General features: G+C 44.1%; 12 protein-coding genes. 3 read left to right on the top strand and 9 right to left on the bottom strand.

Annotation, left to right across the window (positions count from 1 at the left end; all coding sequences use genetic code 11):
* Positions 1-189 precede the first annotated feature (189 nt).
* Positions 190-384, bottom strand: coding sequence for a hypothetical protein (locus QUA33_RS12975; RefSeq protein ID WP_333099657.1), 195 nt, complete (start codon positions 382-384; stop codon positions 190-192).
* Between the two features lie 191 nt (positions 385-575).
* On the opposite strand from QUA33_RS12975, the gene QUA33_RS12970 reads away from it, so the two are divergent.
* Positions 576-3,485, top strand: coding sequence for a PAS domain S-box protein (locus tag QUA33_RS12970; protein WP_333148939.1), 2,910 nt, complete (start codon positions 576-578; stop codon positions 3,483-3,485).
* 123 nt (positions 3,486-3,608) lie between these two features.
* On the opposite strand, the gene QUA33_RS12965 is transcribed toward QUA33_RS12970, so the two are convergent.
* The gene (locus QUA33_RS12965) at positions 3,609-4,199 is read right to left on the bottom strand and encodes a rhomboid family intramembrane serine protease (RefSeq protein ID WP_333148938.1); all 591 of its coding nucleotides are present in this window, start codon (positions 4,197-4,199) and stop codon (positions 3,609-3,611) included.
* A 470-nt stretch (positions 4,200-4,669) separates the two neighbouring features.
* Here QUA33_RS12965 and QUA33_RS12960 point away from each other — a divergent pair, with 470 nt between their 5' ends.
* Positions 4,670-5,047 carry a Mo-dependent nitrogenase C-terminal domain-containing protein gene (locus tag QUA33_RS12960; RefSeq protein ID WP_333148937.1) on the top strand — a complete coding sequence of 126 codons (378 nt, stop codon included), beginning with the start codon at positions 4,670-4,672 and terminating at the stop codon, positions 5,045-5,047.
* 388 nt (positions 5,048-5,435) lie between these two features.
* Here QUA33_RS12960 and QUA33_RS12955 read toward each other — a convergent pair whose 3' ends face one another.
* From QUA33_RS12955 to bchB, 7 genes are all read right to left on the bottom strand, one after another.
* On the bottom strand, positions 5,436-5,894 hold the full coding sequence (locus tag QUA33_RS12955) for a hypothetical protein (RefSeq protein ID WP_333148936.1): 459 nt from the start codon (positions 5,892-5,894) through the stop codon (positions 5,436-5,438).
* Between the two features lie 449 nt (positions 5,895-6,343).
* Entirely contained in the window at positions 6,344-6,550 is a 207-nt protein-coding gene (locus QUA33_RS12950; protein ID WP_333148935.1) for a ribbon-helix-helix domain-containing protein, read from the bottom strand.
* Between the two features lie 455 nt (positions 6,551-7,005).
* On the bottom strand, positions 7,006-7,512 hold the full coding sequence (locus QUA33_RS12945) for a GNAT family N-acetyltransferase (protein ID WP_333148934.1): 507 nt from the start codon (positions 7,510-7,512) through the stop codon (positions 7,006-7,008).
* A 3-nt stretch (positions 7,513-7,515) separates the two neighbouring features.
* Positions 7,516-7,806, bottom strand: a complete 291-nt coding sequence (locus QUA33_RS12940; protein WP_333148933.1) for a DUF1778 domain-containing protein — start codon at positions 7,804-7,806, stop codon at positions 7,516-7,518.
* A gap of 93 nt (positions 7,807-7,899) precedes the next feature.
* Entirely contained in the window at positions 7,900-8,184 is a 285-nt protein-coding gene (locus QUA33_RS12935) for a type II toxin-antitoxin system mRNA interferase toxin, RelE/StbE family (RefSeq protein ID WP_333148932.1), read from the bottom strand.
* Entirely contained in the window at positions 8,181-8,402 is a 222-nt protein-coding gene (locus tag QUA33_RS12930) for a hypothetical protein (protein ID WP_333148931.1), read from the bottom strand. Before QUA33_RS12930 ends, QUA33_RS12935 begins: the two co-directional genes overlap by 4 nt.
* A gap of 83 nt (positions 8,403-8,485) precedes the next feature.
* Complete coding sequence (bchB, locus tag QUA33_RS12925; protein ID WP_190659189.1) at positions 8,486-10,012, bottom strand: ferredoxin:protochlorophyllide reductase (ATP-dependent) subunit B; 1,527 nt, start codon at positions 10,010-10,012, stop codon at positions 8,486-8,488.
* A gap of 917 nt (positions 10,013-10,929) precedes the next feature.
* Here bchB and QUA33_RS12920 point away from each other — a divergent pair.
* Complete coding sequence (locus QUA33_RS12920; protein ID WP_333148930.1) at positions 10,930-16,443, top strand: AAA family ATPase; 5,514 nt, start codon at positions 10,930-10,932, stop codon at positions 16,441-16,443.
* Positions 16,444-16,743 lie beyond the last annotated feature (300 nt).

Here is a 16,743-nt window from a genome sequence, read left to right as displayed (position 1 = left end):
AATAGTTAGTGGCGGATGGACGGGTGGCTATTCACCAATGGGTTTTTTCACGACAATAGTTACAGCCCGCCAAAACGCTAAAAAACCCGGTTTCTGAAACCGGTTAAAAAAAAGAATGCAACAGCAGGCAACTTCTAAACCCTTACAGAATCAGTTTTTCCCAATTATTCAATTCTTTAATCTCAAAATCTATAATATTATGAGCGTGTAGAGTGCATGGAGGATTGATACTGCATTCATCTCGATCGCCAATGTTCCCAAAGCTCGCGATCGCGCTAAGATGGCGGTGGCAGTCGTTAAAAATTCAGTTGCCAGCGGCAGATTCCGAGTTATTAACAGCACTGTGCCTACTAAAACCATCTCAACTTCAAAACCTGCGCTCATCAAGTTGTACTTGACCAATAATTTCTTGAGGGTACAAGCCCCCGGATTTATCCGTGGAATCAATCCAAAATCCAAAATCCTTGCATCCTCAAGCCCCAGGATTTATCCGTGGTGTCAATCTAAAATCTAAAATCTAAAATCTAAAATCGAATGACCGGAATGTTGTGGGTTCATAAGAGTTCTGCTTTACCATGCCAATCAAATATCTGACCGACCCGATTTTAAAAATGTCGGGCAAAGTGCCAATTCGCATCGTCCTTGTTGTGCCTTTTGCCCTCCAGACTTTCGCTGCGGTAGGGTTGACGGGGTGGCTGTCGCTGCGGAACGGGCGCATAGCCGTGAACCATGTTGCCGCACAACTGCGGACAGAAGTCACATCGCGTATCCAGCAACATATTAATAGTTATATTGAAACGCCACACCAAATCAATCAGCTAAATCTCGATGCCATCCGTCTCGGCATTGTGAACGAGCAGGATAGTGAGAGTTTGCAACGCTACTTCTACAAACAAATAAAAATTTTTGATAAAATTAGCTACATTCAATTCGCATCCGAAGCAAAAGATTTTATTGGAGTTGAACGCCTCGACGACGGCAAGTTGCAAGTTCAGATTTCTAATCAATCTACTGGCTATAATTTGCATAGCTACGGGCTGTCCCAGTTCGAGAAACAAACCAAGCTATTAAAAACCACTATCAACTACGACCCCCGCGTCCGACCTTGGTACATAGCTCCGGTGCGGGCAGGCAAACCGACTTGGAGTAAAATCTATAATTATTTTGACGCTCCCAAACTAGCGATTACGGCTGCTCAACCAGTTTATGGCGAGGATGGTAAACTGATTGGCATCCTGGGTTCTGACTTGGCACTGTCCAAGCTCAATCAATTCTTGGAAACTCTAAAAATTGGCAAATCAGGACAGACTTTTATTGTAGAAAGGTCTGGGCAATTGGTGGCAAATTCTACTCAGGAACCGCCATTTATTGTTAGCAATGGTGTTGCGAAACGGATTGTGGCAACGAGCAGCAAGAATGTTCTAATTCGATCGACCGCCCGCTATTTGACAGAACGCTTCGGGGATTTGCACAAAATTGACAGCTCTCGCCAGTTAGATTTTACGATCGACGGTCAACGGCAATTTCTACAGGTGACGCCGCTTTTAGACAGCAGGGGCCTCGACTGGTTGATTGTGGTGACGGTTCCTGAAGCCGATTTTATGGAAAGGATTAATGCCAACACTCGGTATACTGTGGTGATGTGTCTGGGTGCTTTGGTGCTGGCAACGGCGATTGGCGCTCTGACTTCTAGGTGGATTGTTGTACCGATTCAGCGTCTGAGCAAGGCTGCGGAGGCTTTGTCGCGGGGAGAATGGGACGGGATGGCGGTAGATCCCCGCTTGATGGCGTCTGTAGATCGGGAGGATGAGGTGGGTGTCTTAGCTCGCTCTTTTAATAGGATGGCCGGTCAATTGGAAGAGTCGTTTACTACTCTCGAAGAGCGGGTAGAATCTGCGATCGCCGACAAAAATGAATTAATTCTTTCTCTGAAAAAATCGCAGCAAAAACTGGCTCTCCATCTTCACCAAACTCCATTGGGCGCGATTGAATGGGATCTCAACTTTGAAGTAGCGGAATGGAATTTGTCAGCCGAAAGAATTTTTGGATACAGCCGCTTGGAAGCAATGGGACGCCACGGAGTCGATCTAATAGTTCCTGAAAGTGCTAAGGAGTATGTTAGGCAACTATCTATAACTTTGCTCACTAATCAAGGAGGAATTAGTAGCATTAACGAGAACATCCGAAAGGATGGCAAAATTATTCTTTGCGAGTGGTACAATACGACTTTGGTTGATGCTGACGGCACCATCATCGGGGTGGCATCGCTGATTCAGGATGTGACTGAATTTCAAAGTGCTGTGGAGAAGTTGCGGGCCAGCGAGGAGCGGTTTCGTCAGTTGGCAGAAAATATTCATGAGGTATTTTGGATTAGAGAACCCAATCAAAAGCAGCTAGTTTATGTGAGCCCTGCTTGCGAAAAAATATGGAATTTGAGCTGTCAGAGTTTGCAGTCAGAACCGGAGGCTTTTTGGGATGCTATTCACCCGGAGGATCTCGATCGCGTCAAGGCTGCTTTTGAGAAACAGGTGCGGGGCGATTATGATGAAGAGTATCGGGTAGTGCGATCCCCTAAGGGGGCTACGCCAACCGACGGTTCAGTTTGCTGGGTGCGCGATCGGGCTTTTCCAGTCCGCAGCCAAACCGGAGAAATTTACCGCATCGTCGGTATTGCCGAAGATATTACCCAGCGCAAATTAGCAGAAGAATTCCAAAAAGTCGCTCAAACAGCTCAAGCTGCAAACCAAGCCAAAAGCGCCTTTTTAGCTAATATGAGCCACGAATTGCGAACTCCCCTCAACGCGATTATTGGTTACAGCGATATGCTCAAAGAAGACGCTGAGGATTTAGGCTGCGAAGATTTTATCCCCGACTTGGAAAAAATTCAAACAGCGGGAAAACACTTGCTATCTTTAATTAGCGACATTCTAGATATTTCTAAGATAGAAGCGGGTCGGATGGAACTTTACTTAGAAACTTTCAACCCGGTTAATTTAATTGACGAGGTAGTTTCTACTGTCAAACCCTTGGTAGATAAAAATTCTAATAAGTTTGAAGTTGATTGTGGTGAGGACTTGGGAATGATGTATGCGGACATTACCAAAACTCGTCAAATATTGCTCAACCTGCTGAGCAATGCAGCCAAATTTACGGAAGGTGGCACTATTACCCTCTGCATTGAAAGAGTTAAACATGACAGCTTAACAACTCAAGAAATAGCAGAACCTTCCGACTCAATAATTTTTCGCGTAGCTGATACGGGTATTGGGATTCCCCCCGAACAATTGCAGCATTTATTTCAAGCTTTTATGCAGGGCGACGCCTCAACTACGCGCAAGTATGGCGGCACCGGTTTGGGATTGACTATTAGCCGTCACTTTTGCGTGATGATGGGTGGCGATATGCACGTTGAAAGCGAGTTAGGTTGCGGTTCGGTTTTTACTGTGTACTTGCCTGCCCGCGTTGAATTATTGGTCAGCAGTTAGTCTTGCTATCCGGGACGCACTTTTTACACAATAAAGCAGGTTTATGGACAAAAAACCTACGCTTTCAAATAAGTTCGGGGCAATAAACTAAGGTGATGATAGGATACACCACAAGTCCTAATCCTAGCTAATTTCCCGTTTCCGCCGCCCCAAAAGTTGAGCTGTTAATACCCCCCCGACAAAGCCAAAGAAATGCGCTTGCCAGGAAACTCCCGGCTGCGAGGGCAAAACTCCCCAAATTAAACTGCCGTAGAAGAAACCGACAATTAAAGATAACAAAATAGATGTAAAGCTGCGTTCAAAATAGCCCCGCAGCAGCAAGAAGCCGAAGTAACCAAAGATTAATCCGCTAGCACCAATGTGAACGGAATTAGGCGCGCCCGTCAGCCAAACTCCCAATCCGCTGACTAGCACAGTGACGGCACTCACGATAAAAAAGTCGCTAATTTCTCGTAGCATTATCAACCAACCCAATGTCACAAAAGGGAGGGTATTGGCGGCTAAGTGAGCAAAACTGCCGTGCAGAAAAGGCATAAACAAGATGCCTTCAAGTCCGTCGAGGCTGCGGGGGCGGACTCCGTAGTCATTCAGCCTGCCTCCGAACAGGAAGGCATCGACAATTTCGATAATCCACAGGAGGGAGACGAAGCCACCGAGAATGGCGGCGTGGCTTTGCAATTCGCGGGTGATAGCTTTGGTTTCTGGGTTACTCATGGGTTGTGAGGGCGGTGATACCGATTATTTCTCATTGTAGAAGTTTCTGAGCGATCGCGAGCAAAGATTGTTGGGGCGAGGTTTGAGGGTTTTTTGCAGCAGAGCTTATTTAGAAATATTATAAGTTTTATTAAAAATTCCGCATTTTCACGTATAGGATAATTCACCTGGATGCCTCACAATAGTAATTGAACTACAAAAGGAGAGTCAACCGAAGGTTGAAGCTAAAACGTAGAAGACAGAATTTTTACCCTATCAATCAATTGTTGGGCTTGAAATGAGGACAGTTTTTAGAGCGCACACCGTCTTTAAAAAAAATCAGGAACTACTTTTCTCGCCCTAAGTCATTAATTTTAGAAGTTCAATCCGGTAAAGCAAAACGAGATGCTGTAGATACTGATTGTAGATAATATCGCACAAGCTCTACAGAGAGTTCTTGGCACCTCGTTATAAAAGAGGAACAGAGCAAAATGAACGTATTTGAGCATACAATCTCCTACCGAACTCTGCCAAATTGGGTAGGGTTTGGCAAACAAGAAACCGCCGTTAATGTCGCTACAAATTCTCAACCTTACGGTCAAAAGCCACACTTTGACCCCTTGCATCCGCTAAAAGAATGGCTTGATAACACTGCAATTAAAAGTCAAAAGTTGGCTCGGTTGCTGTGTAAGTTTATTCCCAGCCAGTGTCCGTTTGAGCGAGAAGTCAAAATTGGCGATCGCACTTTATTATCCATTCCGCCGCTGTGCAAGTTAAATCCGCTTTACGAGCAAGTCGTTGGGCTGCGCTTTCGAGCTTTGTGTTATTTGGCTGACGAGTGTGGCGAAGATGTAACTCCTTATTGTTAATTCTGCAAAAACTTAAATTTCTCACTGTCTTTTCACCCTCCCTTCTCCTTGTTGGGGAGGGTTTTTTTATTTTGAGATTATTCGGCGGTTGAAACTTGTTATATCAATTCCGGTTACACCGGAATTATTGTTGACTGTTGACTGTTGACTGTTGACTGTGAGTCGAAAAACTGAATGGTTGAGTGTTAACTGTTGACTCGATTTTATTATTTTGATGCAACCGGAAACGATATTAACCTCAAACTCAAATGTGGCGAAGCGCCGGTCATTTGAGTTCGAGGTTAAATTATACAAACTTTCGTCTGCCTCAGCAGAAAAGCCAGATATTCTGTTAAATCCCCGGCTTTTTGAATAATTCGGGGCTTGAAAGAGCGATCGCATTTAAATACTAAAGGGAGCGAATCACTCGTTGTTCGAGAATGCGTTTGCCTTTGTTATAAATACTAAGGCTAGCTCCTGTAACAATGTAATCGTAGGTGCCATTTGTGGCCACGTAACCAGTCCCCTCTTCAGTTTGAGCTCGCAGGGCGATCGTGCTGCCGTTACTCTTTTTAACGCCGTAGTAATATAGTTGATGAGCGTGGTTGTAGCACAGATAAATCCGAAAGTTGCTGGTCTCGAAATAGTTTGCCAGTGTCTGTCTTTTGCGAACACAAAAATCTCTCACCTGTTTTTGGGGAGTGGATACATTAGCTATTTGTATGGTTTCAATCGGAGACTGAGTGCGAGACGCTGTTGGTGCAGTGCTTGTGTTCGATTGTCCTAAAGCAAAGGTTGCCGCTGGATTGCTGGCAAATAGCATTAAACCGAGTAAGCTGGTTTGTGTGAGTCTTGCTGTGAAGTTCATAAGTCATTCCTCTAAAATATGTTGATGCGTCTAATCTAGGTAAGCTGGATTGATTAGGGCGATCGAACAGTACAGTTTTCATAATTGGCCTCAAGGAGGAAATCCTGGGATGCAATTTCCGTTTCCCCTAAGATCGGGTACTATTCTCAATAAGCTTTTAGGGGCAGGCTAGAAGCCCGCCCCACAATAGGATTGAATGTATAGTCGAAAGCTGGTTACTGAGAATGATATTTTTTTGTGAGTTTCCCTGCAACTGACTAGCCGGCGGACAATTCAATAACTGGCACTTTCGATGGCTGATAGGACTTATGCACTAACAGGCGATCGCGAGGAAAAAGCAGAGAATTATTTTAAATATTGTGCGCCAACTGCGGGCGCGGATGCTAATTTTCATCAATTTCGATAAGTGCGATCGCGCGACACGCCCCCGTAACCCACGAGGGAACTGTTTACGTGTCGCTTTTGGGATCTTCAGGCCCAGAGGGTACTTCTCCCCTTTGTTGGGCTTCCAATAAAGCCGTTTCCACGAGAAAGGCTATCAGGTTAGCCGTGGATCTGCCTTGCTTGTCAGCCCATCGATCCAAAGCTTCATATACGTAATCAGGAAAGGTAACGTGAACGCGCTTGCTCAATGTAAATGTTTTTTTGTTTGCCAACGCTCTTAATGGTACAAGCTTACGCTCCCGATCGTGTTGTTACCCTATTCTTAAAAATCTACTGACACATATTTGGGCTTATTATGTTACAATTCGTCTAATCCCATCAAGGCTCAGTCAAAAGCCAGTCCGATGCTTTCCGAGGGCTCAGGACTGGCTATGGCTCCAATTAACAAGGAGATACACCTATTATGCCGTATGAGAAACGTCTCAGACCGTGGATCGTGGTTCGTTTGCTTCCACATCTACAAAGGGTCGTTGTCGGTCGGTTTCGCAATTGGTCTGATGCAGAGGGTCATTTGCGAGTTCTCAAACAATTGCTTCCCGGTGCTCGATTGACTCTTGTTTTCGATCCGATCGATTAATTTTGGTGGCGAGTTGATAAGCGTGCGATCGCCCTTGGTTGAAAGAGGGCGATCGCCTTTTCTAAGCTAAGACCAACTTTTGTCTTTTACCTATGTAAAAGCTTCTAATATCCTAGTCATGGGAATAAAAAGTGAGAGTTCATCGCCTTCTAAGGCAATGAACTCGTATTGCAAATAAAATCCCTTAGCTTGTTCGTTGAAAGCGTCAACTATCACTCCCAATACTCCTATATCTTCTGACAAACGAATCACTCTGTTAAAAGCATCGACTAGCAATGTCTCACCTAGTCTTCTACCCTGCATTGATTGAGTTACTGCCAGTTTTCCGATCCGCATGACTGGAAGGGGGTAGCGCGGCAACCCTCTTCTGTAATTTTCAGGAAGTAACTCTAGTTGTAATGCAGCCCTACTTATTGAATAATAACCTGCTACTTGACCGTCACCGTCTTGAGGAATTGCCACCCAAGTTTTAGCAATCCCTTTTCTTTGATTTTGTCGGGCGTATTTTTTGAGATACTGATTTAACTCCGGCACACCGCAATCAAAATTCTCCCGAATCACCCTGCTATCATCTATAGAGCAAAATATCCATTCCATTATTTATTTGCGATCGTATTTTTGCCGATACCTCTCGATCGCTGCTTTCAGCTTAGAGTTAAGTTCTGGTGGGTTTTCAATCGCTGAGGTAACAATTTCCCAATTGGGTTCGGAAAGATCGTTCTTTTCTGGTTTAAGTGGCAGTTCTTCGGCTAGATTTAGAGCAACTTCGAGCAGATATTCGCTCAGACTAAGACCCCACAGGGTAGCTGCTTTTTCTAACAGTTCTTTTTGTTCCTGATTGATAGTTATCTCAAGGGTGCTTGTTTGGGGAGTTTGTGTAGGGGTTGACATATTTTTTCACTGAGAGCAAGGTTGGCTCATTTGATACTATAGCAATTTTTCAGGTGGGCGATCGCACGCTTGTTGGAAAAGGGCGATCGTCAGTTAATATACTTCATCATGCGTCCCAATATCAATCAAGACGATCAAGTCCTCTTGCGTTTCATTATCTTGCTCAAAAGTATAGATAATTCGGCAATCGGACTCAACCCAACAAGCCCAAAGTCCTTCTAATTGCCCCCGCAGTTTATGTGACTTCAATGGAGGAGAAAATGGATCGTTCACTAACAACTCCAAAACCGAAAAGATTTTCTCACCTAATTGCGGATTTCTCTTGATAACCCGTTTAAAAGCCCGTTTAAAACTGTTGTTCCAAACTAAAGTTTTCATTCTTCATCCAGTAAATCAGCTTTTAACTGTGCAAAGTTGCCTCGCTTGGCTGTGCCTGCTTTTAAAGCACTCAAAACCTCTCTTGCATTGCTAGCAATTTCGACGCGCCGATTTTCAATTCGCCGTTTCTGAATTAATTCAATTAACAAATCTTGCTCTTCAATTGCCAGAGATTCTACATATTCGATCGCGGTCTGGAAAGCAACAGAATTAGCCATAAAGAACTTTTCTATGTTTGAAAAGTGACAGTGCATTTCTATTTTACTAAGTGAGGTGGGCAAATGCCCACCCCAACAATAACCTACGCGCCGACAGATTCCTTCGCTGCGTACAGCACTTCAACGGTAATCTTATCAATCCCCCGATCGCGCGCGAACTTCTCAGTATTCCGCTTCACCTTACCCCGCACAAAACCAGGGATTTTATTCAATTCTGCCTGTCCATCCTTCGTCCAACCCATATCAGAATCAGCCGAAATACCCTTCGTAATCACTTCCTTGGTATCGTGGCCGCCGAAGATTTCCAGCAAGTGGTCTTCCATTCCCAAAGTGAAGGAATTGTAGACCAAATCTACGCACTGATTCGTGCCTTCATAACCCAAAAATGGCTTGTAGCCGATCGGGAAATTTTGGACGTGAATCGGTGCAGCAATTACGCCGCAGGGAATATCCAAGCGCTTACCAACGTGGCGTTCCATTTGTGTACCGAAAATCGCCGAAGGTTCCGCTTTGGCGATCGCATCCCCGATCGCCCCGTGATCGTCCGTCACCAGCACTTCATCGCAATACTCGCTAACCTGTTCCCGGAACCAGTCAGCGTCGTGTTTGCAGTATGTTCCTGCCCACACAACGTGGATTCCCATTTCGCGAGCCAAAATCTTCGTCATCGCCGCAGCGTGCGTATTATCGCCAAATACGACCGCTTTTTTACCGGTTAAGTTTTGGCAGTCGATCGACCGGGAAAACCAAGCAGCCTGCGACACAAATCGAGTTTGTTGGTCAATAAAATTTTCGTAATCAACATCCGCACCTTGAGCATTCAAAACTTGCTGAATCTTGCGGATACAGCGCGCAGTTTCTACCACGCCCATCGGCGTAATATCCACCATCGGCGTGCCGAATTCTTTTTGCAAATACTCCCCGGCCATCATCCCCAATTCCCGATAAGGAACCAAGTTAAACCAAGCGCGAGGCAGTCTTTTTAAGTTGTGAACCGAAGCACCTTCGGGAATAACTTCGTTGACTTCAATGCCCAAATCTGCCATCAAACGCTTCAACTCGGTGCAGTCGTGCTGGTTGTGGAAACCCAGGGTAGACATACCGATAATGTTGACAGATGGTTTTTCGCTTTTGGCTTCTACTAAATCGCCTTTTTTGCGGGCTTTGTTAATGTAAAATTGGACGATTTGATCCAAAGTGCGATCGGCAGCTTGCAGTTCGTTTACCCGATAATGGTTAACATCCGCCAGCAATACATCGCCTTTAGCATCCAATTGAGCTCTCTCCACGAAGTTTTCCAAGTCTTCTTGCAGAATGCTGGAGGTGCAAGTCGGGGTGAGGACGATTAAATCTGGGTGTTCTTCTCTGTCTTTGCGGGTGATGTTGTCCACCACCCGTTCCTGCGAACCCCGCGCCAGTACGTGTCTGTCAACGACGCTGGTAGTTACTGGGGTGAAATCCCGTTCCCTCTCCAGCATGGAACGCATGACGTTAAAATAGTCGTCTCCAATCGGTGCGTGCATGATCGCATGGACGTTTTTGAAGGAAGTGGCGACGCGCAAAGTGCCGATGTGGGCTGGGCCGGCGTACATCCAATAAGCCAATTTCATAGGTTTTTTCCTGGTGCTGGTTGAGAATTGCCCGATCGGGCGATTACTGCTAAATTTTAAGGTTGTTTCTGATTTTCTCACCGGATGAATCCTTGAGAAATACTAATTTTCTGAGAATTTACAGATTTAGGAAATGCTCAAACGCTTTGCCTGCTTGGGATTTGACTCGCAATTCAAACAACTTTACCTGGGTTTTATGGCAATAATTCTTAATCTTTCCTCAAATTTTCTTAAGAGTTAGGCAAATTTGATTAATGTAGGGTTCGCTGCCGCGCACCAGACAAGGTGCAATAATTCTGAATTTCTTGTCAAATTTACTCTGGTCAAACGCTCAGTTAGTATTGTTAATCGATCGGTCAAAATAGATAGAACTGAAGGAAATTTCAGATTCCGAAGCAACACTTACTTCCCTCAGCACCTCGGTCGCGAATTATAGTTAAGATTTGCACCGGCCGGTTTTTTTGAAGCACCGCAAATTCGTACCCGATAGCCGGAAAAAATAAATCTTTCAGCACTTGCATATTTTCACGAGATGTGGTGACGATCCACTAAAGTCAAGCGATTACTTGGAATCTGAGGGGATTTAGTTGTCAGCATGGCGATCGAGCATTAGAGTAAATCTTTGCACAAATCCTGTATTTGCGATTTTGTTTACCTAACTGCTGAGGTGACGAAAGCCCCAGCGTGCTTTTGTCAGCAGTAGCTCTTTGCTGTCAAGGCCTGCCTACCCACACATCCCAAAAGATAGCTCTTGAGCGATAATGAAGAATAACATAGGATTTACGAAAAGAAACCCGATTTACACGATAAAATCTTGGGTTTGTCAACGACTAGCAACGAAGGAACCGGGTTTCTAGCCCGCCGCGCGTCAGTCCTGTAACATTGACCAAGCACACCTAATTTGAGAGAACCCAACTATGATGGCAATTCCCGGCGTTGCAGTTCTCGCTCTCATTTATGAAAGCAGCACTTCCCTGGTTTACCGCGGCCACAACGAGCAGAACAACCAACCTGTTATTATCAAACTTATCAAAGAAGACTATCCGACTCCTGAAGAACTGAATAGATACAAGCGCGAATATGAGATCACTGCCAACTTAAGCCTGTTGGACGGAGTTGTGAAAGTGTATAAGTTGCAACAGGTTAGAAATAGTCTGGCAATGATCTTAGAAGATTTTGGCGGGGAATCTTTAAAAATATTTATGGGTTCTCAAAAGTTTACCATTTTAGGATTTCTGACTACGGCAATCAAAGTTGCTGAAACTTTGGGAGAAATTCATGGAAAAAATGTAATTCATAAAGATATAAACCCTTCTAATATAGTTTTTAATCCTGCTACAGGACAAGTAAAACTAATAGACTTTAGCATTTCAACTGCATCCAACCTGGAAAATGTTCCGACTAAAAATCCCAATTTTCTAGAAGGCACTTTAGCCTATATGTCGCCCGAACAAACCGGCAGAATGAACCGGGTAGTCGATTACCGCACCGACTTTTATTCGCTCGGCGTGACCTTCTATGAAATCCTGGCAGGACAACTCCCTTTTTCCACTACAGATCCCATGGAGTTAGTTCACTGTCACATTGCCAAACAGCCAGTACCTCTCGCTGAAATTGCCCCAGAGATTCCTCAAACTGTTTCAGATATTGTGATGAAATTGTTAGCAAAAACTCCTGAAGAGCGCTATCAAAGTGCTTGGGGACTAAAAGCAGATTTGGAATCATGCCTGTTTCAGTGGCAAACATCTGGGGTTGTTTCTGAGTTTCCTCTCGGCCGCCAAGATATTTCCGACAAATTTCAAATACCTCAAAAACTTTACGGCAGACAGCGAGAAGTTGAAACTCTTTTAGCGGCATTTGAACGGGTAGCAGCAACAAATAATCGAGGCTACCGCAGCGACGATTCTCAAATTTCTGTCATCAAAAAAGAGAGCAAATCGAAAAAAGAAAGTCCCTTGTCAGTCCTGGCGAGAGGACAGCATAAATCTCGCAGCGAGATGATGCTGATTGCCGGTTATTCCGGTATTGGCAAATCTGCAATGGTGAAGATTTTAGACAAACCCATTACCCGCAGGCGTGGATATTTTATTTGGGGAAAGTTTGACCAGTACAAGCGAACTATTCCTTACTCTGCCGTTGTCAGCGCTTTTTCGGAATTGGTGCGGCAACTGTTAACTGAAAGTGAGGCTCAATTAGCAGTTTGGCGCGAAAAACTCCGCAGTTCCTTCGGTCAAAACGGACAAATTATTATTGATGTTATTCCCGAAGTTGAACTAATTGTCGGAGCTCAGTCTCCTGTAGCTGAATTGGGGCCGACGGAATCTCTGAACCGCTTTAATTTAGTATTTCAAAATTTCATTCGCGTATTTTGCCAGCCAGAACATCCGCTGGTCATTTTTCTCGACGATTTGCAGTGGGCTGATTCGGCTACTCTCAAGCTGATCGAATTGATGATGACAGATGAAGCTACGCAATATCTGTTTTTAATTGGTGCTTATCGGGATAATGAAGTTAGTCCTACTCATCCTTTAATGATGACAGTGGAGACGCTGCGGAATCAAGAAGCTATCATTAATCAGATTGCTTTGTCGCCGCTGGGGGTGGAAAACATAACTCATTTGATTGCCGAGACTTTGCACAGCGATCGAGAATCTGTCAAACCGTTAGCTGAATTGGTAATCAGCAAAACCGACGGCAATCCTTTTTTTGTAAATCAATTTCTGCAAACATTGTATCAAGAAAACCTGCTAGTTTTTCACCCGCCACAGTCGGGGAGCAAGGGCGGCTGGCATTGGGACATGACTCAAATTGAACAGTGCGCTATCACTGACAATGTAGTAGATTTGATGGTACAAAAGTTGAGAAAACTGCCAAGTTCAACGCAGCAAGTTTTGCGTTTAGTGGCTTGTTTGGGGAACGAATTTGACTTGAATACTCTTTCTTTAATTCATGAAAAAGAAGCCTCGGAAACTTTTTCTCACCTGTTGCCAGCCATTAAGTCGGGATTGATTCTGCCAACTTCGGAATTGGAAAGCAAGTCATTAGATTACGTGCTGTTTCCGCTATTAATTCTGAATTATAAATTTTTGCACGATCGCGTACAGCAAGCAGCTTACGCTCTGATCGACGACTCGCAAAAAAAGGCAGTTCACCTGAAAATAGGCAGGCAAATCCTAGAAAACACCCCGGCGGAATATCGCGCTGACAGAATCTTTGAATTAGTCGATCACTTGAATGTAGCTCGATCGCTAATTAAAGACGATCGAGAATTAATTGAACTGGCAACGCTGAATTTAGACGCGGCCCGCAGAGCCAAAGATGCCACTGCTTATGTTGCTGCCTTGCAGTATTTGACCGCAGGCATGGACGGTTTGAGCGCCGATATTTGGGATGCCCACTACGATTTAGCCTTTGCCTTGCACATGGAGCGGGCAAATGTTGAGTATTTAAACGGTTATTTCGAGAAGTCTGAAGAATTTATTAATATAACTCTGGAAAAAGCGCGATCGCCCTTAGAAAAGGTAGAAATTTACAACCTGCTGATCGTGCAGTACACCCTGCGGGCGAAGTACGAAGAAGCCGTTAAAGCCGGAATCCAAGCTTTGGACTTGCTAGGCATTGACTTGCCACTAGACGGGCTACAAAAAGTCATATCCGAAGAATTTGCAGCAGCTACAAATATTTTAGCAGGTAGAGAAATAGCTTCCCTAATTGACGCCCCCGAAATGACTGTACCCGACAAAAAAGTGGCAGTCAAATTAATTACCAACTTGCTGACATCGGCGTACCTCAAAAATCCCGACTTGTGGAAAGTCAGCGTTTTAAAAGGAGTCAATCTTTCTCTACAATACGGTTTAGTACCCGAAGCCTCTCTTTGCTATGCTGGCTACGGTATGTTCCTAAACGCAGTTTCGGGAGATTACAAAGCTGCGTATCAATTCGGCTTGCTCTCGCTGAATCTCAGCGAAAAATCTGGCAATATCGGCTTGAAGTGCAGAGCTTGTTCATCCCTGGTCAGTATTTTTTATTACTGGTTCAATCACATAAAAGATTCCCACGCAATCAGCAATGAAGGATATCAAGCAGCTTTAGAATCAGGAGATTTAGAGTATGCGGGTTATATCCTGTCCAACCGCATAGCTAACTCATTTTTTCAAGGTAAAGAAATCTCGCAAATTCTGGCCGACACGAGCAGGTATTTGCAGTTCAGCCAAAAAACCAAAAATCAGCTCGTAACCGATATATTATTAGGGGTAGAGTTAATCCTGCGTAACTTGAGCAAACTAACTCCTGAAAAGTTTGTCTTTGAAAGCGAAGATATCAGCGAAGCTGAATACGTACACAACTGTCAAGCTCATCAAAATTTGTACTCGCTCTGCCTTTATCAGATTCGCAAATGCCAGGTAATGTACTGGTACGGTAACTTCAACGAAGCGCTACAACTAGCTTTTGAAGTAGAAAAACAGCTATCTTTTATTACCGGAGCGATACCCGCTACCGAATGGAATTTTTTCTTTTCTCTAACTTTAGCCGCCGTTTTCCCAAATGTTTCAGAAGAGAAGCAAAAGGAATACTTGGAAAAGTTAGAGGAAAACCAAAAACAGATGAAAATTTGGTCAGATAACTGTGCCGAAAATTTTCTGCACAAGTATCTTTTAGTTCAAGCAGAAATAGCCAGAATTTCCAAGAAAGATTCAGAAGCTGTAGAACTGTACGATTTCTCTATAAATTTAGCCCAAGACAATGAGTTTGTCCAAAATGAAGCGCTAGCTAATGAACTAGCAGCTAAGTTTTGGTTGAGTAAAGGCAAGTATCAATATGCCAAAATTCACTTGCGCGAAGCTCACTCGTGCTACTTGCGCTGGGGTGCAGTTCGCAAAGTAGAAGATTTAGAACAGAAGTATCCGCAGTTGCGGGAAATGACGCCCCTCAACGGCAGTTTTAACAACAGTCAAACTACCACAACTATTCATACTTCTACTGGCAGCGATGCGAGAGTGCTGGATTTGGCAACGGTAATGAAAGCATCTCTGGCGATTTCTAGCGAAATTGTCCTCGATAAGTTGCTGGCTTCTTTGATGAGAATCTCCTTAGAAAATGCGGGGGCTCAATTAGGTTTTCTGATTTTAGTCAGAGATGGTAAACTGTTGATTTCAGCTAAAGCGTCAGTATTTGCTGAAGATGTAGCTGTGCTGCAATTTACGCCTGTTGGAGACTATCATGATTTACCTGTGACGGTGATTAATTATGTGGAAAGGACTCGCTCGGATTTGGTGTTGAGCAATGCGGCAGGTGAGGGACTATTCACCGCTGATCCTTACATCGCTAAACACCAACTGCAATCGATTTTGTGTACTCCCATCATCAATCAAGGCAAACTGATCGGCATTCTTTATTTAGAAAATAATTTGACTGTCGGAGCATTTACTCCCCACAGATTGGAAGTTTTAAGGTTGCTTTCTTCCCAAGTTGCTATTTCTTTGGAAAATGCTCTACTTTACAATTCTGTGGAACAGAAAGTACAAGAACGGACGCAGGAGTTAAATGAAAAAAACGAGCGTTTAGAACAAACTTTGCGCGAACTTAAACTAACTCAAGCTCAATTAATCCAAACGGAAAAAATGTCTAGTTTGGGGCAAATGGTCGCTGGTGTAGCTCACGAAATTAATAATCCTGTAAGTTTCATCTACGGCAATCTTAATCCGGCTAGCGAATACGTTAAAGACTTGCTAAAATTGATTGAGCTTTACCAGCAGCACTATCCAGAACCGGCTGATGAAATTCTCGAAGAAATAGAAACAATTGAGCTGGAATTTTTGAGCGAGGATTTGCAAAAGCTGCTGGATTCCATGAAAGTAGGAGCGGAAAGAATCCGGGATATTGTGCTAAGCTTGCGGAATTTTTCGCGCCTCGACGAAGCGCAAATGAAGTCGGTAGATATCCATCAAGGCATCGACAGTACGGTGATGTTGCTGCAACCGCGCCTGAGAAAAGAGGGCGGGCGTTTGGGAATTGAGGTGATTAAAAATTACAACACGCTACCCCTAATTACTTGTTATGCGTCTCAGTTGAATCAGGTATTTATGAATATTTTGACAAATGCGATCGATGCTCTCCTCGTAGCAAGAGATTGCCCGGAAAACTCTCATCAACAGCCGACGATTACAATTTCTACAGAGGTGACTGAGAGGAATTCTGCCATAATTAAAATTGCCGACAGCGGGCCGGGGATGAGCAATGAGGTGCTGCACAAGATATTCGATCCATTTTTTACAACTAAGCCCGTGGGTTCGGGAACTGGTTTGGGATTGTCTATTTCTCACTCGATTGTTGTGAGTTCTCATGGCGGAAAATTGACTTGCGTTTCTGCACCGGGAGAGGGGAGCGAGTTTATTATTGAAATTCCGATCGCCCCCAGGCAAGTTTTGTAATCGGCACCACTATTAACCAACATCCCCAAATTAATTCCAGCAACCCTTAACAATCCGGCCACGCATTGCGTTTACTAAACTTTGAATTCGCAATTCAAGCTCGGCAAAAACTCTGCATTAAAGGCGAGCGAGCTGGTTTTCATAAAAGGGCGATCGCCCTTTTTCAGCCGCAATGAGGACTTTCGATCGCAACGAGGTGGCCATGTTCCGGCAAAGCATAAAAAGTGTCAGATTTTTAATTAAAGAAGTCAATATTGTGTGTATAAATATGATGGAACAGTAGATAATAGAACACACTAA

It is taken from the genome of Microcoleus sp. Pol14D4 (genome assembly GCF_036701245.1).
GTDB lineage: Bacteria > Cyanobacteriota > Cyanobacteriia > Cyanobacteriales > Microcoleaceae > Microcoleus.
The sequence above is the reverse complement of the archived record's forward strand: the minus strand, read 5'-3'. Positions and strand labels throughout refer to the sequence as shown.

What these genes read in the sequence shown, in the direction of transcription:
- QUA33_RS12975 (WP_333099657.1), bottom strand. Translation starts at nt 384, where the DNA reads ATGAGCGCAGGTTTTGAAGTTGAGATGGTTTTAGTAGGCACAGTGCTG.
- QUA33_RS12970 (WP_333148939.1), top strand. Translation starts at nt 576, where the DNA reads ATGCCAATCAAATATCTGACCGACCCGATTTTAAAAATGTCGGGCAAA.
- QUA33_RS12965 (WP_333148938.1), bottom strand. Translation starts at nt 4,199, where the DNA reads ATGAGTAACCCAGAAACCAAAGCTATCACCCGCGAATTGCAAAGCCAC.
- QUA33_RS12960 (WP_333148937.1), top strand. Translation starts at nt 4,670, where the DNA reads ATGAACGTATTTGAGCATACAATCTCCTACCGAACTCTGCCAAATTGG.
- QUA33_RS12955 (WP_333148936.1), bottom strand. Translation starts at nt 5,894, where the DNA reads ATGAACTTCACAGCAAGACTCACACAAACCAGCTTACTCGGTTTAATG.
- QUA33_RS12945 (WP_333148934.1), bottom strand. Translation starts at nt 7,512, where the DNA reads ATGGAATGGATATTTTGCTCTATAGATGATAGCAGGGTGATTCGGGAG.
- QUA33_RS12940 (WP_333148933.1), bottom strand. Translation starts at nt 7,806, where the DNA reads ATGTCAACCCCTACACAAACTCCCCAAACAAGCACCCTTGAGATAACT.
- QUA33_RS12935 (WP_333148932.1), bottom strand. Translation starts at nt 8,184, where the DNA reads ATGAAAACTTTAGTTTGGAACAACAGTTTTAAACGGGCTTTTAAACGG.
- QUA33_RS12930 (WP_333148931.1), bottom strand. Translation starts at nt 8,402, where the DNA reads ATGGCTAATTCTGTTGCTTTCCAGACCGCGATCGAATATGTAGAATCT.
- bchB (WP_190659189.1), bottom strand. Translation starts at nt 10,012, where the DNA reads ATGAAATTGGCTTATTGGATGTACGCCGGCCCAGCCCACATCGGCACT.
- QUA33_RS12920 (WP_333148930.1), top strand. Translation starts at nt 10,930, where the DNA reads ATGATGGCAATTCCCGGCGTTGCAGTTCTCGCTCTCATTTATGAAAGC.